This is a genomic window from Poseidonocella sp. HB161398 (assembly GCF_005870025.1).
In the GTDB taxonomy this organism is placed as follows: Bacteria; Pseudomonadota; Alphaproteobacteria; order Rhodobacterales; family Rhodobacteraceae; genus Mangrovicoccus.
Window position 1 is genome coordinate 85,556 of record NZ_VATA01000001.1, and the last position, 19,477, is coordinate 105,032.

19 protein-coding genes and 1 pseudogene are annotated in these 19,477 nt (G+C 70.7%); 8 read left to right on the forward strand and 12 right to left on the reverse strand.

Going from position 1 to position 19,477, the window contains the following annotated elements:
- Positions 1-500: 500 nt before the first annotated feature.
- The 3 genes from FGX59_RS39515 to FGX59_RS00385 are packed head-to-tail and all read left to right on the forward strand — an operon-like array spanning position 501 to position 1,764.
- Entirely contained in the window at positions 501-797 is a 297-nt protein-coding gene (locus tag FGX59_RS39515) for an SH3-like domain-containing protein (protein ID WP_171060439.1), read from the forward strand.
- The gene (locus FGX59_RS39520) at positions 794-1,117 is read left to right on the forward strand and encodes an SH3-like domain-containing protein (protein WP_171060440.1); all 324 of its coding nucleotides are present in this window, start codon (positions 794-796) and stop codon (positions 1,115-1,117) included. The genes FGX59_RS39515 and FGX59_RS39520 overlap by 4 nt, the downstream gene beginning before the upstream one ends.
- 11 nt (positions 1,118-1,128) lie before the next feature.
- Positions 1,129-1,764 carry a nitrile hydratase subunit alpha gene (locus tag FGX59_RS00385; RefSeq protein ID WP_138464284.1) on the forward strand — a complete coding sequence of 212 codons (636 nt, stop codon included), beginning with the start codon at positions 1,129-1,131 and terminating at the stop codon, positions 1,762-1,764.
- Positions 1,765-2,008: 244 nt separating this feature from the next.
- Here the strand turns inward: FGX59_RS00385 and FGX59_RS00390 are convergent.
- The 3 genes and pseudogenes from FGX59_RS00390 to FGX59_RS00400 form a co-directional block, all read right to left on the reverse strand.
- Positions 2,009-3,132: pseudogene (locus tag FGX59_RS00390) on the reverse strand (transposase).
- Positions 3,133-3,791: 659 nt separating this feature from the next.
- Complete coding sequence (locus FGX59_RS00395; RefSeq protein WP_138464285.1) at positions 3,792-4,475, reverse strand: GntR family transcriptional regulator; 684 nt, start codon at positions 4,473-4,475, stop codon at positions 3,792-3,794.
- Between the two features lie 153 nt (positions 4,476-4,628).
- Positions 4,629-5,999 (reverse strand): PLP-dependent aminotransferase family protein, encoded by a 1,371-nt coding sequence (locus FGX59_RS00400; protein ID WP_138464286.1) that lies wholly within the window; start codon positions 5,997-5,999, stop codon positions 4,629-4,631.
- A 968-nt stretch (positions 6,000-6,967) separates the two neighbouring features.
- Here FGX59_RS00400 and FGX59_RS37375 point away from each other — a divergent pair.
- From FGX59_RS37375 to FGX59_RS00425, 5 genes are all read left to right on the forward strand, one after another.
- Positions 6,968-7,768: an AraC family transcriptional regulator gene (locus FGX59_RS37375; RefSeq protein ID WP_171060441.1), complete on the forward strand. Its 801-nt coding sequence runs from the start codon at positions 6,968-6,970 to the stop codon at positions 7,766-7,768.
- Between the two features lie 187 nt (positions 7,769-7,955).
- On the forward strand, positions 7,956-8,567 hold the full coding sequence (locus FGX59_RS00410; RefSeq protein WP_138464288.1) for a LysE family translocator: 612 nt from the start codon (positions 7,956-7,958) through the stop codon (positions 8,565-8,567).
- A gap of 668 nt (positions 8,568-9,235) precedes the next feature.
- A complete protein-coding gene (locus FGX59_RS00415) occupies positions 9,236-9,562 on the forward strand; it encodes a hypothetical protein (RefSeq protein ID WP_206078259.1) in 327 nt (108 codons plus the stop codon).
- Positions 9,563-9,615: 53 nt separating this feature from the next.
- The gene (locus FGX59_RS00420) at positions 9,616-11,121 is read left to right on the forward strand and encodes a multicopper oxidase family protein (RefSeq protein WP_138464289.1); all 1,506 of its coding nucleotides are present in this window, start codon (positions 9,616-9,618) and stop codon (positions 11,119-11,121) included.
- 120 nt (positions 11,122-11,241) lie between these two features.
- Positions 11,242-11,541, forward strand: coding sequence for an SHOCT domain-containing protein (locus tag FGX59_RS00425; protein ID WP_138464290.1), 300 nt, complete (start codon positions 11,242-11,244; stop codon positions 11,539-11,541).
- Positions 11,542-11,555: 14 nt separating this feature from the next.
- Here the strand turns inward: FGX59_RS00425 and FGX59_RS00430 are convergent, their stop codons facing one another.
- The 9 genes from FGX59_RS00430 to purU all read right to left on the reverse strand — a co-directional run bounded on the left by FGX59_RS00430 (position 11,556) and on the right by purU (position 19,473).
- Positions 11,556-11,882, reverse strand: a complete 327-nt coding sequence (locus FGX59_RS00430; RefSeq protein ID WP_305036022.1) for a multidrug efflux SMR transporter — start codon at positions 11,880-11,882, stop codon at positions 11,556-11,558.
- The gene (locus FGX59_RS00435) at positions 11,879-12,922 is read right to left on the reverse strand and encodes a DUF3445 domain-containing protein (RefSeq protein WP_138464291.1); all 1,044 of its coding nucleotides are present in this window, start codon (positions 12,920-12,922) and stop codon (positions 11,879-11,881) included. Before FGX59_RS00435 ends, FGX59_RS00430 begins: the two co-directional genes overlap by 4 nt.
- A gap of 11 nt (positions 12,923-12,933) precedes the next feature.
- Positions 12,934-13,881 (reverse strand): PDR/VanB family oxidoreductase, encoded by a 948-nt coding sequence (locus tag FGX59_RS00440; protein ID WP_138464292.1) that lies wholly within the window; start codon positions 13,879-13,881, stop codon positions 12,934-12,936.
- Positions 13,878-14,480, reverse strand: coding sequence for a dimethylamine monooxygenase subunit DmmA family protein (locus FGX59_RS00445; RefSeq protein WP_138464293.1), 603 nt, complete (start codon positions 14,478-14,480; stop codon positions 13,878-13,880). The genes FGX59_RS00440 and FGX59_RS00445 overlap by 4 nt, the downstream gene beginning before the upstream one ends.
- Before the next feature lie 67 nt (positions 14,481-14,547).
- On the reverse strand, positions 14,548-15,681 hold the full coding sequence (locus FGX59_RS00450) for an aminomethyltransferase family protein (RefSeq protein WP_138464294.1): 1,134 nt from the start codon (positions 15,679-15,681) through the stop codon (positions 14,548-14,550).
- Positions 15,682-15,765: 84 nt separating this feature from the next.
- Positions 15,766-15,939 carry a hypothetical protein gene (locus tag FGX59_RS37380; RefSeq protein WP_171060442.1) on the reverse strand — a complete coding sequence of 58 codons (174 nt, stop codon included), beginning with the start codon at positions 15,937-15,939 and terminating at the stop codon, positions 15,766-15,768.
- A gap of 27 nt (positions 15,940-15,966) precedes the next feature.
- Positions 15,967-17,346 carry an ammonium transporter gene (locus FGX59_RS00455; RefSeq protein WP_138464295.1) on the reverse strand — a complete coding sequence of 460 codons (1,380 nt, stop codon included), beginning with the start codon at positions 17,344-17,346 and terminating at the stop codon, positions 15,967-15,969.
- A gap of 327 nt (positions 17,347-17,673) precedes the next feature.
- Complete coding sequence (locus tag FGX59_RS00460; protein ID WP_138464296.1) at positions 17,674-18,387, reverse strand: FadR/GntR family transcriptional regulator; 714 nt, start codon at positions 18,385-18,387, stop codon at positions 17,674-17,676.
- A 147-nt stretch (positions 18,388-18,534) separates the two neighbouring features.
- Positions 18,535-19,473 (reverse strand): formyltetrahydrofolate deformylase, encoded by a 939-nt coding sequence (gene purU / locus FGX59_RS00465; RefSeq protein ID WP_138464297.1) that lies wholly within the window; start codon positions 19,471-19,473, stop codon positions 18,535-18,537.
- Positions 19,474-19,477: the final 4 nt, after the last annotated feature.

Sequence of the window (19,477 nt, forward strand, 5' to 3'; positions counted from 1 at the left end):
TCCGGACGCCTGGAAAGCGGCCGTTTCGATAGGCCGGAAGGGGGGGCTGCACAAATCTTCGATGGCGCGGTCCTCCCGGCCGATGAAGGCCGGCCGGTCCGCCGCATCTGGTGCCGCGCGCGCCGGGAGGCGGCGACTCCACTCTTCGAATGCTTCGCCATCCTTTGCCATCGGCGCCGCCGCCACCCGGGCTCCGGCCACCCGGTGCCCGGGCAGGCGGGGACCGGCCATCGCGCTGCGCGGTGAATGCCGAAACGGTCCGGATGCCGCTGGCGACGGCCGTACCGCCGTCCCGAGGATGCGCGCTTGCCTTCCCTGCCGGCACGGCCAAGGATGCGCTGGAGATTTGCGGCGTCCCTGGCAGCATCCTCCCCTTCGGCCCGGTCGGCTTTCCGGGGGGCTGCCTCCCGCCCGTCGCCGCAGGCGGCCGGCTGGCGGGCGCCGCACGCAATCGAACCGCCGGGCCGCCGCGCCCGGCCCGTCCGGATAGAGGAGACATGATGGCGAAACCGCATGACCTCGGCGGCCTGCCCGCCGGGCCGATCGACACGACGGAGCAGGAGCAGACCCTGTTCGACAAGCGGGTGGACGCGCTCTACGCGCTGCTGACCCATCCCCAGAGGCAGGTCGTGACCATGGACGAAGTGCGGCGCAGGACCGAGGATCTGGGCGAGGCGCGCTACCTGCAGATGAGCTACTACGAACGCTGGCTGGCCTCGCTCGCCGCGCTCCTCCTGGAGAAGGGCCTGGCCGAGCCGGGCGACCTGCCCTCCGCCGCGCAGGTTCTGGGCAAGTGAGCGACGGACAGGTCTCCGCGCCGCTGCCGCGCTTCCGCCCCGGCGACGCGGTGGAGATCCTGCGGGCGCGCTCCCTCGGCCATTGCCGGACGCCGAGCTATCTGAAGGGCAACCGCGGGACGGTGATCCAGGATGTCGGCCTGTTCCGCAACCCCGAGGATCTGGCCTATGGCGGCACCGGCCTTCCGGCGGTGCGCGTCTTCCAGGTCGAGGTGCCGATGGCGCAGCTCTGGGCAGGCTATGACGGCGACCCGGCCGACACGCTCAGGGTCGAGGTCTACGAACACTGGCTGCGGCCGATTCCTTCCGAAGACGCTTGAAAGGCACCCCCATGCCCCACGATCACGCCACCGGCCATGACCACGGCCACGCGCCGCATCCCGCGTCGCGCGACCACCGCGAGCCGCCCGCGGCCTTCGCGCGGCTGCTCGACGAGGTGATGGACCATCTCGAATCCGCCGGCATTCTGACCCGCGCCGAGGTGACGGCCCAGATCAGCGACATGGAGACCCGGACCCCGGAGAACGGCGCCCGCATCGTCGCGCGCTGCTGGAGCGACCCCGCCTTCCTCGCCCGCGCCAGGAAGAACCTGGCCGCCGCCGCCGCGGAGCTGGGGATCGCGATGCCCTCCTATCCGCATTTCGTGCTGGTCGAGAACACGCCCGAGCTGCACAACGTCATCGTCTGCACGCTCTGCTCCTGCTATCCGCGGGCGATCATGGGCCCGCCGCCGGTCTGGTACAAGTCGCGCAGCTACCGCTCCCGCGTCGTCACCGAGCCGCGCGCCGTGCTGCGCGAATTCGGCACCGTCCTGCCCGAGGGCCAGCGCGTCGCGGTGGTCGATTCCACCGCGGATTGCCGCTATCTGGTGCTGCCTCTGCGCCCCGCGGGGACGGAGGGGCTGACCGAAGGGGAGCTGGCGGCGCACGTCACCCGGGATGCGATGATCGGCGTGACGGTCCTCTAGCCGCGGCGCCTTCCGGCCGCGCGGGCAGCGTGACGCCGAGCCTAGCGGACGCGGACGCCGCGAGGCACGGAGACCGGCCCGGCGCCCGGCCGCCGCCCGATCCCTGCGGGTGGTGGCGCGCCGGACAAGCTCCGCTCGGCCCTGCGAAGGGGCCCGGGTCACTGCCTTCCCGCTGATGCCCTTCTAAGAGTCAAGGCGCGATCTGGGACTGGCTGATGCGGGCATTGCCCTTCCGGAGGATGGCTTAGACTCCGCGGGCGATGTAGCGCTTGAGGCTGCGCAATGCCTCGAGCTTCGAGTTCCCCTCGGCGACACGCCGGGCGACATGGGCCTGTGTCCTGGCATCAGTTCTCGGGCGCCCGATGGCGATGATGTGCAGGGCGCTGTTCGCCGCCCGGTCCCCGCCGCGGTTGAGCCGGTGGCGGGTCGTCTTCCCGGAGCGAGGCGGAGATGGAAACGATCCGGTGAATCGTTTCCCCGCCGAGCGCGGGCACCGGGCTCGCCCCGCAGAGCGCCGCGAAGCTGGCTCCGGATTTCAGCCGCTCCGGGTTGTCCCCCGCCGCCAGAAGCAGCTGCGCAGCGCTGTTCATGCCGACGCAGGGCCGCTCCAGGAGCTCCGGGGCCAGATCCGTCACGATGGCATCGATCATCCTGTCCAGATCGGCGACCTCGTCATGCAGCTCCAGGTACCGCCGGGCGGGGAATCTCGGGGAGATGCGATACGCCACGTCCACCTCTCGATAGGCGGACAGGTCCGGGCGCCAGGCCGCAAGGGTGCGGATCAGCTGAATCCGGGTCATCTTGCGCAGCGGGTCCCGCAGCTTGTCCGGGGCGCAGACGAGCGTCGTCTGGATCATCTGCAAGGCGATGCGCCGTGCCTGGATGGCCGCTCGGCGGGACATCCGTCCCCCGGACGGATGCCTGCTCCGCCTTGCTCCGGCAGACCCTGAGGACGCGGAGGCTTTCGGCCATCCCGTCGCGGCTCCGCGGCGTCACCGTGCGGCGTTCCGCATCGGCGGCATGGGCTGCGCTTTCGGCATCGAAGTCGTCGTTCCTGCCCCTCCGCCGCCGGTCCAGCTTGTCCGGTGCGGTGACGTCCAGCACGGTGACGCCGGCCTCCTGCATGAAGCGCAGCAATCCCGCCCCATGGCTGCCCGGGCATTCGATCCCGATGCGCCGGAGATCGCCGAAGGAACGCATCCAGGCGAGCATCTGGCGGTATCCCGGCCTGGTGGCCGGGACGCTATCGACACCGAGCAGGCGGTCGAAATGATCGACGACCGCCGCGCCATGGAGATCCTTGCGGGTGTCGCGCCAGAGGCGTGCATGATGCACGACGCCGCCGGCAACATGCGAATTCCCGGCCATTTGATGGCCCCTTGCTTCAGAACCTGAACGTGCTGCTCGCCCGGAAGCTGCTGGGACAGGACAGTCATGGGACCAGGTGGCCACGCCCTTCTCGGGTCACCGCGCATCTCCAAGGCAAAGCCTCGCTGGCCGGAATTCCGGATGACCGACAGATCAACGGAAGGACACAAGAGGTCGATCGGAGTGGGGGTCAGGTCATACCGAAATGCCAGCCAGCCCCAGTCACCGAAATCCGAACCGGATTTCCAACCGAACTGCCCGATGACCGGTGCCAGTCGTATGACTGTCGGAGTGGACCGTGCCGATCGCCGCGCCCGCGGCAGAGAAGGCCCGGCAATCCCTGCCCGGGCCGTGGATCATTGCTGTGGCCGGGGTCGGCAAGACGGACGTGCCCGCGCTCGACGCCGGGGCCGACACCGGAAAGGCCCGGCGCCCGGCCGCCGCCCTGCCCCTACGGGTGGTGGCGCGCCGGGCAAGCTCCGCTCGGCCCTGCGAAGGGCCCGGAACTCTGCCCTCCCGCGAATGGAGTGGACCGTGCCGATGGCTGCGCCCGTTCAAGAGAAGGCCCGGCGATCGCTGCCCGGGCCGCGGAGCGCTGCTGCGGCAGGGGCCGTCAATACGGCTGAGCCGGCGCTGGAGGCCGGAGCCGCGCGGCGGGATCACCTGGGCTCCGGCGCCGCCTCTCCGCCCTCCCGGGCCGCCGCCCGCGTCAGGGCGTTCAGCGAGGCGTTTCGCGCGGTCTTCTCCGCGTGGAAGCGCAGGATCCGCCCGGTCCGCGCGCCGTCGCGGGCGCGCAGCGCCTCCATGATGTCGCGATGGTCCTGCATCGCCGTCGCCCAGTCGGCCTCGGTCTTCTGCAGCAGGAACCGGCCCATGTGCATCCGCGTCAGCACCAGCTTGTAGAGCTCTAGCAGCGAGCCGTTCCCCGTCCATTCGACGAGCTTCTCGTGAAAGGTCCTGTTGGCATTGCGGTAGCGGCCCTCGTCGCCCGCCTCGAACCCGGCCTCGATCTCGCAGTGCAGCGCCTCCAGCTCTTCCATCTGCGCGTCGCTCAGCGTCCCGGCGGCGATCTGCCCGGCCAGTTCCTCGAGCACCGCGATGATCGGGAAGAGCTCCTGGATCTGCTCGGCCGAGACGATCGAGACGATGGCCCCGCGATTGTGCAGCAGCGTGACCAGCCCCTCCGCCGAGAGCGCCTTGAGCACCTCGCGCATCGGCGTGCGCGACACCTCCAGTTCCTCGCAGAGCTGCAATTCGCGGATCTTCTCGCCGGGTTTCAGCTCGCCGTCGAGGATCTTCTGCCGGACCGTCTGCGTGAGCTCAGCATGTAGCGACTGCCTCAAGGCCAACCCCTCCGAAATGAGAATGAATTCATAATGCCGGAGAGCGCCATGTCAACGCCGGAGGCCGCCCGCCGGGACCGTCCCGGCGCAGCCTGTCCGGGACCGGACCCGTTGCGGCGCCGCGGGAATTCCGCCGCGCGGATGGCCGGCCCGTCAGCCCATGAAGGCGTTGGGGCCCATGGCATTCGCCAGGAAGAAGAGGCTGTCGCGCAGCGCGTCGCGGCCGATGGCGCCGCCAAGGCAGACCCGCAGCTTGTCGCCCACCGGCCCGGAAACGGTGAAGGCGTCGGCCGGCATCAGCCCCAGCGGCCGGCCCGCCATGCGCGCGATCACGTCGGCGCGGCCGATCCCCTCGGGCAGGCTCAGCCAGATGTTGAAGGCGTTGTCCGCCGCGCAGTAGCGGTGCCCGTCGAGCATCTCGGCCGCGATCTGCTGGCGGGCCGCGCTTTCGGCGCGGATGAAGCGGCGGATGCTGTCGGCCGTGCCGTCCTCGATCCATTGCGTCGCCAGCGCGGTGTTCAGCGGCGAGGGCATGACGCTGGTGGCGCGCAGTGCCTGCGCCAGGGCATGCGCCTCGCGGCCCGATGGCGCGACCGTGTAGGCCAGGCGCAGCCCGGCGCCGATGCATTTCGCCAGCCCGCCGATATGCCAGGTCAGCTCCGGCGCGCTGACCGCCAGCGGCGCGGGCGCCTTGGGCGGGATGAAGCCGTAGGCGTCGTCCTCGATCAGCGGCAGCCCGTGGCGGTTGACCACCTCCGACAGCTCGAGGCGCCGCTCCACCGGGATGGTGACGGTCGTGGGGTTCTGCAGCGTCGGGTTGAGATAGAGCGCGCGCGGACCATGCGCGCGGATCGCCCGGTCGAGCGCATCGGGCAGGACGCCATCGGCATCCATCTCGACGCCCACCAGCTCCACCCCCAGCCGTCCGGCGATGTTGCGCAGCCCCGGATAGGTGATCCGCTCGCAGAGCATCCGGTCGCCAGGCCGCGCCAGCAGGGTCAGGATCGCCGTGATCGTGGCATGCGCCCCCGGGGTGACGGCGATGCGCTCCAGCCGCGGGACCATGCCCCGCAGGCTCAGCCAGCTCGAGGCCGCGGCGCGGTCCTTCTCGGCGCCGATCGGCGACTGGTAGCGCAGGAGCGGCACAAGATTGGCGGCGACATGATCGAGCCCGGCGCGCATCCGCCCCAGCAGCTCGGGATCGGCGGGTTCGGGCGGCATGTTCATGCTCAGATCGGCCTCGGCCGCGCGGCTCTCGTCGGGCTGCGCCGCCGCTGCGGCCGGGGCCGAGACAAAGGTGCCGCGGCCGACATGGCTGTCGATCAGGCCGCGGCGCTGCGCCTCGGCATAGGCGCGGCTGACGGTGGTGAAGTCGATCCCCAGCGCCGCAGCCAGCCGCCGCTGCGGCGGCAGCCGGTCGCCGGGGGCAAGCGTTCCGGCAAGGATGTCGGCGGCAATGGCGTCGGCAATCGCCAGGTAGCGGGGCTTGCCATCGCCGGCAAGTGCGGGGATCCAGTCGGTCATGGCTTCTCCTAGCCCAGGTCTCGCCGGGATTGAAGCTTATTGTATGCATGCCGGATCGACCCGGATCAATTCCCGGAGGTTTTGAAGGAATCCGCCCGGTTCGGCAGGATAAACGGCCAGTTCCGACGCGAGATCCGGCAGGAATGCCCCCGGATTACGCAGATTTGGCGGTGCGCCCGCGTCTTTCCTCCGCATGGGCCCCGAAAATGCATGCACACTTTCTCCGGCAATGTCGGGTCAGCCCGCCGCCCCACGACGGCCTGCCGCATGTGCGGTGTGACCAGCCCGGTCCGGCCGCGTCCCGCCGGGGAAACACGGCCTGAAGACCCGCCCCGGGGGTGCAAGCCCGCCCGAGGGCGGAAGCGGCTGCAGCCACCGACCGCGATCCGGCCCCGTCGCGGCCCAGGGGCCCTGCGAGGGCCGCCCGGAACATGATGACCCGCTCGGGCCGGGACGGCATTGCCGCCGGCGCGGGGCAATTCCGGGCCCTCGTCCGGGCAGGGCCTGCCAACCGTTCAGGGAATGTCGCGCCCGGCCGCCGCTCGAATCTGCCGCCGACCAGGGAGCCCGCGCGGCCGAGAGGCAGGTCATGCCCTCCGGACTGGCGCAGATCGCAACGGCAGGCCAGGCTGGGCCCCGCGACGTCCGCCGGACCGGAAAGGACAGCCACCGCGGACCGGCGCCGGAACCGCCTCGACGCCGTCGCCAAGCGCGGCGCAGAAGCCGAGGCGCGCAGCAGAACGGGACCGGTACGCCGCCCGTCGAAACCGGCAGGCGGGGCTTCACGGCAAATCGGCGGCCAGGAGGACCGACCGGCATGGGACGCGCCCGTCCCCGCCTGCGGCGCCGTTCTCCTGGCGTCCTCCGGGGACTGCCGTCTTGCCGGGAGGGCCCTCTGCCGCAGGGGACGCTCCGCCCGCGCGACGCGGAGGCTTTTCAACCGCCCGCGAACAGGTAAGCATGCGCCCATGCACGCCACTTTGCATCACCGGATCGGCCCCGACGGCATCGAAGCGCTGGCGATCCGCTCGGACAGGAGCTTTCCGCGCCACAGCCATGACGAGTTCGGCTTCGGCTATCTCGTCGCGGGCGGGCAGGACAGCTGGAGCGGACGCGGGCTGGTCGAGGCCGGGCCGGGCGACGTCATCACCGTGAACCCCGCCGAGATCCATGACGGCCGGGGACGGCCCGGCGCGCCGCGCCACTGGCGGATGCTGTTCCTGGCGCCCGGGGCGCTGGCCCGCTACGGCGACCTGCGGGCGGAGGCGGCGGAATGGAGCGACCCGGTGCTCTCGCAGCCCGCGACGCGGCGTGTGGTGGCCGGGGCCTTCGCGGCGGTGGCGGCAGAGCGGCCCGATCCCGGCCGGATCGAAGAGGCGCTGCTGGCCGCGATCCGCGCCCTTGCCGGCGAGGCGCCGCTGGAGGCCGGGCCGCCCACGGGCGGCGGGCCGTCCCGGCCGGTGGCGCGCGTGCTCGACCTGATCGCGCAGGACTGGGGCGCGCCGCTCTCGCTGTCGGATTTCGCGGCGGAGGCCGGGATGAGCCGCTATGCCTTCCTGCGCCGCTTCTCCCGCGAGATCGGGGCCACGCCGCATGCCTATCTCACCCAGCACCGGGTCAAGCGGGCGCGGGCCGGGATCGCCGCGGGCCTGCCGATTGCCGAGGCGGCGCTGGCGGCGGGGTTCGCCGACCAGAGCCACCTCACCCGGGCCTTCGTGCGCCAGTTCGGCCTGCCGCCGGGACGCTTCCGCAACGCCGCGGGCCGCTGAAAGGCAATATCCTTCAAGCCGGAGGCGCCCGGGCTGCGCTAGGGCGCGGGCATCCCGAGCCAGCGACGAGGATCCGATGCGCTTTTCCTGCTTCCCGCCATTTCCGGCGCCCCCTGCCGATCCCGGGCGCCGCGCCGCCCCGCCGCGGCCGCCGGCCGTCTCCGCACCGCCGGAGGCGGCGTGAGAGATGGGCCCCGCGTTCCTCCTCACCTCGCTGATCGTCGTGCTCGCGCCCGGCACCGGCGTTCTCTACACCCTGGCCATCGGGCTCTCCCAGGGCGCGCGGGCCAGCCTCGCGGCGGCCGCGGGCTGCACGCTGGGGATCCTGCCCGCGATGCTGGCCGCCATTCTCGGCCTCGCCGCCCTGCTGCAGGCCAGCGCGCCGGCCTTCGGGCTCTTCCGGATCCTCGGCGCCCTCTACCTGCTCTGGATGGCCCGGGCGGTCCTGCGCGAGACCGGCGCGCTGCAGATCGCCTCCGCAGGCACCCGCCGCAGGCTGCCGCGCGTGGCGCTGGCGGGGTTCGCGCTCAATATCCTGAACCCGAAGCTCGCGATCTTCTTCCTCGCCTTCCTTCCGCAATTCGTCCCCGACGGGGCGCCCGCGCCGCTGGCGCGGATGCTCGGGCTGAGCGCGGTCTTCATGGCGATGACCTTCGCCGTCTTCGCAGGCTACGGCGCCCTCGCCGCGCAGGTCCGGCGCCATGTCGCCGCGCGCCCGGCAATAATGGCCTGGCTGCGCCGCGGCTTCGCGGCGGCCTTCGTCCTTCTCGCCGCCCGGCTTGCCCTGGCGACGGCCTGACCTCCCGCCGCCGCCGCGCGGCCCGGCCGGCGCCTCGCGCGACCCGTCCCCCTCCATCCCGGAAAGCGGGCGGGTCGGCGCCCCAGCCTGGCGACCGCCATGCCGAAGCGCGGCCGCTGCGGGATCGCGGAGGGGCCGCGGCACGCTCCATCCCACATGCGCAGAGCGGATGCGCCGCATGCCGACGCCAGCGGCAATCCTCTGATCCGCGACCCGCCGGGCACGTCCGGCAGGTCGGGGACGCCTGCCGCGGATCGCCGGCATGGCCTCGCAGGCGATCCGCGCGCGCAAGCCGGTGCCCGGCCGGCGGGCGCGCCAATTCCCGCCCGCCGTCCCCGGGGCAGCCCTGACGGCCTTCCCCCGGCGCGCCCCGCCGCCGTCCCGGTGCGCCCCTGCCCGCTGGGGCGCACCGGGACGGTGGGCGGATGCCAAGGCACCGGGCACGCGGCGGCGCGCCGTGACCGGCGCGCTGCCGGAGGCCCGCCCAGGGTGGCGGGGATCGGGCCGGGGCATCGCAGCGGCGGGCCTGCCGTCGCCGGAGCGCGGCCGCAACGGGCCGCTCCTGCGTCACCGGCGATGCGCGGCGCCAACCGGAGGCGCAGCTGTGCCGCAGGGCCGATGCCGGGAACGTGATTCCCCGCTGCCGGACAAAGGCGTATGAACACGGCATGATCCGGTTTGTCCTCCGCCTGCTGATGCTCTCGGCACTGGTCCTGTGGACCGCGCTGCCCCCCTCGGGGCCGGCGCAGGCCATGGCCATGGCGGCGCCCTGCTGCGATCCCGCCGCCCCGGCGGCCGCCCCGGCAGGGCATGGCCATCACGGCGCGATGCAGCATGCCACCCTGTGCATGGCGCATTGCTTCCCGGCCGACCGGGCGGCACTTCCGGCCCCCGCGCTGCCCGAGCGCCGCGTCTCGCGCTTCGATCCGCGCCCGGCCGCGGTGACCGCCGCCTCGCGCAGCATCGCCCCCGCCGCGCCCCCTCCCCGCCTCTGATCTCCACGGGACAGCGCGCCCGCAGCTCCTTCCCCCTTTTTCCGGAGATCATCATGACCCGATATACCCGCCGCGGCTTTCTTGCCGCCTCTTCCGCCATGTCCGCTGCCCTCCTGCTGCCCGCCCGGCTGCGCGCCGCGCCGGAGCCGATGACGCTGGCCGCCACGACCCGCACGATCGAGGTCAAGGGCCGCGCCGCCACCGTCCTCGGCCTCGCCAGCAACACGGGCGGCCAGGGGCTGGTGCTCGATCCCGGCCAGCGGTTCCGCGTCGAGCTGGCCAATGCGCTGGACACGGAGACCATCATCCACTGGCACGGGCAGATCCCGCCCAATGCCCAGGACGGCGCGCCCAATACCAATCCGATGCTGGCGCCCGGCGAGCGGCGCAGCTACGATTTCGCGCCGCGCCCGGGCACGTTCTGGATGCATAGCCACATCCCCGCGCAGGAGATCGCGATGCTGGCCGCGCCGCTGATCGTGCGCAGCGCCGCGGATGCGGCCGCGGACCGGCAGGAGGTGGTGCTCTTCCTGCATGATTTCAGCTTCAAGTCGCCCGAAGAGCTGCTCGCGGGGCTGACCGGCGGCGGCGGGGATCACGGCATGTCCCATTCCTCGGCCGACGGCTCCATGGCGGCGCCGCAGGGCGGCATGGCAGGGATGGATCACGGCATGGCCGGGATGGAGATGCCGCAGGCCGGGACGATGCCGGGCATGTCCGGCATGTCCGGCATGGCGATGGATCTCAACGATGTCGATTTCGACGCCTATCTGGCCAATGACCGGACGCTCGACGATCCCGAGGTCGTGGCGGTGGAGCGCGCGGGCCGGGTGCGGCTGAGGATCGTCAATGCCTCGTCGATGACCTCCTACTGGATCGATACCGGGGCGCTGCAGGGGACGCTGGCCGCTGTGGATGGCGACCCGGTCCTGCCGGTTGCCGGCAGCCGGTTCCCGATCTCGCCCGCGCAGCGGCTGGAGATCGATCTCGAGCTGCCCGGCGACGGGCTGGCCCGCCCGGTCCTCGCCCTGCGCGAAGGCGCGCGCGAGCAGACCGGGATCATCCTCGCCCCGGCGGGCAGCGACGTGCCGCGCCTGCGCTCCCTCGCCGCGGAGCAGACCCCGCCCGTGGCCGGCGACATGCGGCTGGAACTGGCGCTGCGTGCCGCCGTGCCGCTGGCGCCCCGCCCGGTGGACGAGCGCCGCGTGGTGACGCTCGGCGGGTCGATGGATCCCTATGCCTGGACGATCAACGGCGCCGGCTGGGACACGCACGAGCCCATTGCCGTGCGCCATGGCGCCCGCGTCGAGATGGAGTTCCGCAACATGTCGATGATGGCCCATCCGATGCATCTGCACGGCCACGCCTTCCAGGTGGCCGCGATCAACGGCCAGAGCGTCGCCGGGGCGATGCGCGACACGGTGCTCGTCCCCGCCATGGGCACGGTCGCGGTCGCCTTCGATGCCGGCGAGTCGGCGCGCTGGATGCTTCACTGCCACCAGATGGGGCATCTGGCGACCGGCATGATGACCGAGCTCGCGGTCCACGCGACGGCCTGACCCGGCGCCCGGCGGCGGGTCCGTTCCCGCCGCCGGACCGCTCCGGCTTGCGCCAGATCATGGCGCGCGGGCGGCGGCAGGGCCAGAATGGCGGCACACAGAAGATGAAAGGAGGCTGCCATGAAACGCCTTGCCTTCCTGTTCCCCGCCGCCCTGCCCGCCCCTGCGCTGGCGCAGGGGGTCGGCCACATGACCGGCTGGGGCTTCGGATCCGGGTTCGGCATGATGCTCGGCCCGGTGATCTGGCTCGTCCTTCTCGGCCTCGCGGTCGCGGGCGCCATCTGGATGGCGCGCCGCAGCGGCGCGACGCCGAAGGCGCCGACGGGCGCGGAAGCCCAGGCCGAGCTGGACCTGCGCCTCGCCCGCGGCGAGATCACGGCCGAGGACTATGCCGCGCTGAAGAAGCTCCTGGCGCACTGAACCGGCCAGCGCCGCTAGGAGGCGGCCTTCATCAGGGCGATGCCGCCGAGGATCATCGCCCCCGACAGGAGCCGCGGCCAGCTGGCCGGCTCGCCGAAAAGCAGCACGCCCGCCGCGAAGGCGCCGAGCGTGCCGATCCCGGCCCAGATCATGTAGGCCGTGCCCAGCGGCAGGCTGCGCATGGCCAGCGCCAGCAGCCCCAGCGAGCCGAGGATCGCCGCCACCGTGACGACCGAGGGCCAGAGGCGGGTGAAGCCCTCGGAGGATTTCATCGCCAGCGCCCAGACGACCTCCAGGCAGCCGGCCAGCCCGAGCAGGACCCAGGGCAGCGCGCCGCTCATCGGTCCGGGAAGATGCCGGGCGAGGTCGGCGCGCCGTCGTCATGCCGCGCCAGGTAGTCGACGATCATGGCGCGGTTGAGGGCGAAGCCCTTGTACTCGGCCAGGTCGGGATCGAGATCGCGCAGCACCCGGTGCAGGCGGCGGCCCCATTTCGGCTGGGTGCAGAGATCCGCGAGGCTGGCCAGGTAGCAGCGGATCGGGAAGGCCAGCGCGTTGGAGCGCGGCAGCCGCCAGAAGCTCTGCAATTCGACGCGCAGGAACTGCTTCGTCCCGACATTGTCGGGGGTGACCGTGCGCTTCTCCGGCCCCCATTTGTGGTAGTTTTCGGGACTGGTGTCGAGCCGCGGATTGACCGTCATCGTCCAGTTGAGGCGGCGGTAGGACTGTTCCTGCGTCACCGCGTTGAGGAATTTCAGCGCCTTGTCGAAGACGCCCATGCCGCGCGCCTTCGGCACCGGGGCGTGCCATTCGAAGAAATTCATCCCGACATCGAAATCGAGCGACCAGTCGGCCTGCGAGGTGATCATGCCCGCATCCATCCACAGGTTGCCCTCGCGCGCGTCGAGCAGCGCGAAATCGCCCTGCGCCTGGCGGGTGATGTATTCCATCGGCCCGCAGGGCAGCGTCGAGGCGTCGAGGAAGGTGAAGCGCTGCTCGATCCCCAGCGGGCGGTTGGTCCAGTGCCAGCGGTCGCCGTCGCGGGCGAGCGAGAACAGCGCCGGATAGTCCCGCGCCTTCGACACCATGATCAGCTCCAGCAGATCCCAGCCCGCCAGCTCCATATGCGGCAGCGACTGGCAGCGCAGCGGATCCCCGGCCAGCGTGATCGCCCGGTCGCGCATCTCGGCGACATAGTGCTCGTCGACGTCGAAGGCATGCTCGAAGGGCGAGCCTTCGGGGCCGCCGGGATGCGGCTCGATATTGACCGAGTACATGTAGCTGTCGCGGTCGAAGGGAAAGGGGAAGCGGCGGACCGCGGCGGACGAGTTCGAATAGGTGTAGTCGCCGCGGAAGGTCTCGTCGTTGAATTGCAGGGTCATCGGTCGCCTCCTCAGAGATCCAGTTCCAGCCGCGCGCCCTTGAAGCGCGACATGCAGGGCATGATCCGCGTCTGCGCGGCGCGCTCCGCCTCGCTCAGCCAGTGGTCGTGATGCAGGATGCGGCCCTCGCAGGCGGTCACCGCGGTCTCGCAGCGGCCGCAGGCGCCGCCCCGGCAGGAGGAGTCGATCTCCGCCCCGGCCGCTTCCAGCGCTTCCAGCAGGCTCTGCCGCGGCCCGACCGCGACGCTGCGCCCCGAGGCTGCCAGCACCACCTCGAAGGCCTCGCCCGGCGGCGGGGCGGCGAAGGCCTCGGAATGGACGGCGGCGGCGGGCCAGCCCAGCCGCGCGGCCTGGTCCGCAACGGCGGCGATCAGCCCTTCGGGGCCGCAGGCATAGACATGGGTGCCGAGCGGCTGTCCGTCGAGAATGGCGCCGATATCCATCCGCGAGCCCTCCTCGGAGACATGCAGATGGACATGCGCGCTTTCGGGCAGGAGCGCGAGCCCGGCCGCCTCGGCGCGCGAGCGCACGGCATAGTGCAGCTCCCAGGGCTGGCCCGCGCGGTCGAGCTGGCGGAGCTGCGACAGGAAGGGGGTGATGCCGATCCCGCCGGCGATCAGCACATGGCGCCGCGCCCGCAGGTCGAGCGCGAAGAGGTTGGCGGGCGGCGAGACGGCCAGCAGGTCGCCCTCGGCCACCGCCTCGTGCAGGTAGCGCGAGCCGCCCCTGCCCCGGTCCTCGCGCCGCACGGCGATCTCGTAGCCCGAGCCGTCATTCGGATCGGAGATCAGCGAATAGGAATTGCGCCGCAGCACGTCGCCATCGGCCATCTCGACGGTGACATGCGCCCCGCCGGAGAAGACCGGCAGCGGCGCGCCCTCGGGATCCTCGAAGCGGAAGCGCTTGACCAGCGGCGAGAGCGTCTCGATCGCGGCAACTTTCAGCAGCGGACGGGTCATGGCCGGATCTCCCGGGTTTCCGGGATCTCTCCCGGTGCCTCGGCATCGACGCAGACGCCCTGGAAGGCGCCGAGCCTGCGCGAGAAATGGTCCCGCACGAAAAGCGTCAGGCCGCAATGCGCGCAGGTGAAGGGGTCGGTCTCGACCTCCTCGGTGAAGCCCTTGCAATGGACGCATTGCATGCGCCGCGCGACCGGGCCGCGATGCTCGGCCTGGATCGCCCCGGCCGCCATCCCGGCGGCAAGCGCCTGCGCGGCGACCTGGCCGATCAGCCCCTCGCCGCCGGCGAGATAGAGCTGGGTGCCCATCCGCGCCGTCGACAGGAGCTGCGCCAGAAGCGGCAGCGCGGCCTCGGCATCGGGGGCGGGATGGACCGAGACCGGCCCGAGCGCGGCGATCCGGTCGGCCGCCGCCGCGGGCGCGCCGACCAGCAGCACATGGGCGCGGTCCATCACGGCGGCATCGGCGGATGCCAGATCGGCGAGCGCGGCCGCGCCGGCGGCATCGGCGACCATCAGCGCGGGCGCCGAGCCCTGCGGCACCAGCGCCGCATAGGTCGGGCGGCTGTCGATCGAGGGGGTGAACTCTGTCTGCGGCATTGCCTCTACCCTTGGCCTTCCTGTTGGTGCCGGGGGCGCGGCAGGCCCGCCCCCGGTTCGCGCGGCATCAGCCCTTGACGGTGCGGCGCGTCTTGTCGGGGTCGTAGAACGGCATCGGACAGGCGATGGCGGCGGCTTCGCTGCCGCCCAGATCCACGGCCATCGGCGTGCCCTCGACTGCGCAGTCGACCGGCATCCGGGCGATGGCGACATTGTGGCCGTTCAGCCCGGAATACATCCCGACCGTGACCACGCCGACCTTCGCGCCGTCCTTCAGCACCGCCGCGCCCTCGGGGGCGGGCCGGGTGCCCTCGAGCTTCAGCCCGTAGATCTTGAACCGCTCCCTTCCCTGCAGCCGGTAGTGCTCTTCCGCGCCGCGGAAGCCGGTCTTGCCCTTGGAGACGGTGAAATCGAGCCCCAGCTCCCACAGCGTGTCGCCCGGCGCCTCGTCGGCGAAGGGGTACATCTCGGAATTGTCATAGGGGAAGAACAGCAGGTAGCTCTCGGCGCGCAGCCAGTCGAGCGTGGTGAAGCGGGTCGGGATGATGCCCATCTCCGCGCCGCCCGAGACGATCCCGTCCCAGATCTCGACCGCGTCCTGGCGGCGGCAGAAGATCTCGTAGCCGCGCTCGCCGGTATATCCGGTGCGCGAGATCATCACCGGCTTGCCGAAGAGCGTGGTTTGGACATGGCTGAAATAGACCACGTCGCGGATGCCCGGCACGTGCTTCTCCAGGAAGTCGACCGCCAGCGGTCCCTGCAGCGACAGGTCGTGCAGGTCGTCGTCGAAGATCAGCGCGACATTGCGGTTGGCGGCATACATCGAAAGCTGCTCGTGCCCCGCGCCGGAGCCGTGCACCACCATGAAGCTGTGCGGCCCCATCCGGTAGATCACGCAGTCGTCGACCAGCTTGCCCTGGTCGTTGAGCATCGTCGCATAGGTCGAGCGGCCGGGCTTGAGCTTCTCGATACTGCGGGTCGTGGCCTTGTCCAGCACGTATTGCGCGTGCGGGCCCATGACATGGACCTTCTTCAGCCCCGAGACATCCATCACGCCCGCCTTGGTGCGGATCGCCAGGTACTCCTCCGTCTGGTCCTTGTCGTAGCTCCAGGCGGTGCCCATCCCGCTCCAGTCCTCGAGCTGCGAGCCGAGCGCGCGGTGGCGGTCGGCCAGGGCCGAGAATCTCCAGGAAACAGTCATCGCGGTGTTCCTCCGTCTTTGGTCGTCATCGGTGTCACGTGTGGGGAAAGCGGCGGCCGGGCGCGCCGGCCGCCGGGCGCGCATTCAGCGCTTCTTGGTGGCCTTGTAGGCGTGTTCCTCGTGCTTCCAGCCGAAGAAGATGGCGATCACCACGAGGACCAGGCAGGCGGCGAGCCAGAGGCCCTCGACCGAGCCGTAGCCGGCATAGATCGCGCCGGTGATGCCGTCCCAGCTGGTGGCGTCAAAGGGAGCTTCCATTGCAGTATCCTTTCGCTGTCCGGGGGATCACTCGGCCGGGCTGGCCGAGGGGTAGAGGCCTTCGGGATAGGCGGAGGCCGGGACCTTCACCGCGTCGAGCCCGATGATCTCGGCCTCCTCGGGGACGCGCAGCTGGCCGGTGGCCTTCAGCACGAAGGAGACCGCATAGCCCGGCACGAAGCCCAGCAGCCCCATGACCACGGCGCCGACCAGCTGGCCGAGAAAGGAGGTCTCGATCACGTCCTCGCCGAAGAGCGCGGGATAGCCCTGCGCGGCGATGCCGACCGAGATCAGGCCCCAGAGGCCGAGGAAGCCGTGCACCGCGAAGGCGCCGACCGCGTCGTCGATGCCGCGCCGCTCGATGAAGGAGGCGACGAAGGGCATGGCGCAGGCGCCGAGGAAGCCGATCACGAAGGCCATCGGCGGGTACCACAGGTCGAGCCCCGCCGCGCAGGAGATGATCCCGCCGAGCGCGCCCGACATCATCCAGAACGGATCGCGGGTCACCATCCAGGCGCCGATGATGCCGCCGGCGAAGCCCATCAGGGTGTTGAAGGTCATCCCCGAGATGGTCATCGGCGTGCCGTAGATCGTCGCCTCGATCGCGTTGCCCCAGGACCAGGCTTCGCCCGGGACGATCACGCAGCCCATCAGGAAACCCCAGAAGCCCGCGATAATCAGCATCAGCCCGATCAGCGTCATCGGCATCGAGTGCCCGGCGATGTGGTTGGCGGAGCCGTCGGCGTTGAACTTGCCGATCCTCGGCCCGAGATTGATCAGCACCCCCAGCGTGAAGAAGCCCGCGATCATGTGCACCACGCCGGCCGCGCCGAAGTCATGATAGCCGAATTCGGTGACCAGCCAGCCGTCGGCATGCCAGCCCCAGGCGGCCGCCAGGATCCACACGAAGGCGCCCAGCACGATGGCCAGGACGACGAAGCCCGTCAGCTTGATCCGCTCGATCACCCCGCCCGAGAGGATCGAGGCGGTGGTGGCGGCGAAAAGCACGAAGGCGCCCCAGAACACGCCCGAGGCGCGGTCGTCCAGATTGGGGCCCATATAGGGGCTCCAGGGCAGCGCGACCTCGTTGGCATAGGCCAGCCCCGAGGTGCCCACCGGTCCGGCCGAGAGCGAGAATCCCGTGGGGAAGGCCCAGTAGATCCACCAGCCGACGAAATAGAAGAAGGGCACGATCATCGCGAAGGCGAGGATGTTCTTGATGCCCGAGGCCAGCGCGTTCTTCGACCGCGAGGCCCCCATCTCGTAGGCCAGGAACCCGGCATGGATCAGCACCATGAGCGGGATCGTCAGGTAGTAGAAGGTCTCCGAGAACGTGCCGTTCGTCGCGGCGGCGCTCTCCTTCAGTTCCGCCACGGCGGCGGCAAGGGATGCAAGATCCGGTTCCAAGTCGTTCTCCTCGTCCTGTTCGTGACTCGAATGCAGTCTGGAGCGCGCCGGTTTTTGGTTTGGACCAATTATTCGTATTGGCTCACTCAAGCGGAGTTGAGGGGGCTGGATCACCGTTGGTCAAACTTTTTTCTTCCCAAGAATTTTTTGCCGGGGAAAATGCCTGTTTCTTCGGCTCCGGCGGAGAAGCGAGTCCAAATAATGGGCCGCGATGGCGGCGGCCTGCCTCTGCAGGCGGCAGAATGGCAACGGCCGGACAAGCCGGAAGCGCCGCGCGCGCAAGGCGGCGGCGACGGATTCGCGGACGGAAACGCGGAATTGGGCGGTTCAGTCTTCCTGCAGCAGCAGGCGCTGGTCCTCGACGAGGGCGAGCTTCATGAACTCGCTGGCCTCCTCGATGTCGCGGGCGGCGATGGCGTTGAAGAGGCCGTTATAGCCGCGCTGGTAGATCGCGATCCGCGACGGGGTCAGGTGGCGGCGGTACATGGCGGCGCGGAAGGACTGGCGCCGCGCGTCGAGCACCAGGTTGTAGCAGGCGATCAGCAGCGGATTTCCGGTGCCCTCGGCGATCAGCCGGTGGAATTCCTCCTCCAGCCGGACAAAGGCGGTGGCGTCGGCCTGCACGGCCTCCATCTTCGAGAGCACCTTGGACAGCGCCTCGATCTGCCGCGGCGCCATGTTGACGATGGCCAGCCGCACCATTTCCGGTTCGAGAATGCCACGCATCACCTGCAGATGCAGCGGTCCGGTATCGGCGGCCACCGGCGACAGCGCCTCGGACCCGCCTTCGGGATCATAGGTGACGAAGGAGCCCGAGCCCGCGCGGCGGCGGATCATGCCGCGCGCCTCGAGCTGGTCGAGCGCCTCGCGCACGGTGTTGCGGGCGACGCCCAGCTCCTGCGCCAGCTGCCGCTCGGAGGGCAGCCGTTCCTCGGTGGCGTATTCCTGCGTGGCGATCCGCGTCGAAAGGGTTTCGATCACGTAGCGCAGCGTCGCCCCCGGCAGGGACGCGCCGGCAGGAGGCAGCGTAGCATTCGACACAGAAGGACCCTTCGGAAAGCCAGTTCGGCACTTCCGATGCAATAGACCAATTCGGTCCGACTGGTCCAGCGCCTGCCGCGAACGGGCGGACAGGCTGCGGCGCAGGCGCACCAGGGGCGCCCTGCCCCCGGCCGCCCGCGCCCGGGCTCAGCCCATCCGTTCGGAGGAGTAGCTGCCCGGGGAGGCGGGGAAGACCACGGTCTTCGAGCCATTGAGGAAGGCGCGGCGATGGGCATGGGCGTGGATCGCCCGCGCCAGGACCTGGGCCTCGACATCGCGGCCGAGCGAGACATAGTCCTCGGGGCTCTGGGCATGGGTGATGCGCACCGTGTCCTGCTCGATGATCGGCCCCTCGTCGAGATCGGCCGTCACGTAGTGCGAGGTCGCCCCGATCAGCTTCACCCCGCGGGCATAGGCCTGCTTGTAGGGGTTCGCGCCCTTGAAGGAGGGCAGGAAGGAATGGTGGATATTGATGATCCGCCCCGACATCTTCTGGCACATCTCGTCCGAGAGGATCTGCATGTAGCGCGCCAGAACGATCAGCTCGGCGCCCGCGTCCTCGACGACCTTCATGATCCGCGCTTCCGCCTCGGGCTTGGTGTCTTTCGTGACCGGGATGCAGTGAAACGGGATGTCGTGGTTCACCACCACCTTCTGGTAGTCCATGTGGTTCGAGATCACCGCGACGATCTCGACGGGCAGCGCGCCGATCTTCACCCGGTAGAGCAGGTCGTTCAGGCAGTGGCCGAAGCGGCTGACCATGACGACCACCTTCATCTTCGCGGCCTCGTCATGGAAGGCGAACTCCATGTCCTTTCCGGCCGCGACGGCGGCGAAGTCCTGCTCCAGCGCGCCGAGCGCAGCGCCGGTCTCGGGGGCGAAGCTGACGCGCATGAAGAACTGGCCGGTCTCCATGTCGTCGAACTGGGCGCTGTCGGTGATGTTGCAGCCATGCTCGGCCAGGAAGCCCGCGATGGCGGCGACGATGCCCCGCGTCGAGGGGCAGGCCACGGTCAGGCAGAATTTGGACGCAGCTTCTGCGGCCCCCGCCGCGAGCGGCCGGGTCTTGGGGGTCTCGATATTCATGGCA

Coding starts and splice junctions, on each gene's coding strand:
- FGX59_RS00445 (WP_138464293.1), bottom strand. CDS start 14,480: ATGCCGCAGACAGAGTTCACCCCCTCGATCGACAGCCGCCCGACCTAT.
- FGX59_RS37375 (WP_171060441.1), top strand. CDS start 6,968: ATGCACGCCACTTTGCATCACCGGATCGGCCCCGACGGCATCGAAGCG.
- FGX59_RS00400 (WP_138464286.1), bottom strand. CDS start 5,999: ATGACCGACTGGATCCCCGCACTTGCCGGCGATGGCAAGCCCCGCTAC.
- purU (WP_138464297.1), bottom strand. CDS start 19,473: ATGAATATCGAGACCCCCAAGACCCGGCCGCTCGCGGCGGGGGCCGCA.
- FGX59_RS00425 (WP_138464290.1), top strand. CDS start 11,242: ATGAAACGCCTTGCCTTCCTGTTCCCCGCCGCCCTGCCCGCCCCTGCG.
- FGX59_RS00435 (WP_138464291.1), bottom strand. CDS start 12,922: ATGACCCTGCAATTCAACGACGAGACCTTCCGCGGCGACTACACCTAT.
- FGX59_RS00385 (WP_138464284.1), top strand. CDS start 1,129: ATGCCCCACGATCACGCCACCGGCCATGACCACGGCCACGCGCCGCAT.
- FGX59_RS00415 (WP_206078259.1), top strand. CDS start 9,236: ATGATCCGGTTTGTCCTCCGCCTGCTGATGCTCTCGGCACTGGTCCTG.
- FGX59_RS00410 (WP_138464288.1), top strand. CDS start 7,956: ATGGGCCCCGCGTTCCTCCTCACCTCGCTGATCGTCGTGCTCGCGCCC.
- FGX59_RS39515 (WP_171060439.1), top strand. CDS start 501: ATGGCGAAACCGCATGACCTCGGCGGCCTGCCCGCCGGGCCGATCGAC.
- FGX59_RS00450 (WP_138464294.1), bottom strand. CDS start 15,681: ATGACTGTTTCCTGGAGATTCTCGGCCCTGGCCGACCGCCACCGCGCG.
- FGX59_RS00420 (WP_138464289.1), top strand. CDS start 9,616: ATGACCCGATATACCCGCCGCGGCTTTCTTGCCGCCTCTTCCGCCATG.
- FGX59_RS00440 (WP_138464292.1), bottom strand. CDS start 13,881: ATGACCCGTCCGCTGCTGAAAGTTGCCGCGATCGAGACGCTCTCGCCG.
- FGX59_RS00430 (WP_305036022.1), bottom strand. CDS start 11,882: ATGAGCGGCGCGCTGCCCTGGGTCCTGCTCGGGCTGGCCGGCTGCCTG.
- FGX59_RS37380 (WP_171060442.1), bottom strand. CDS start 15,939: ATGGAAGCTCCCTTTGACGCCACCAGCTGGGACGGCATCACCGGCGCG.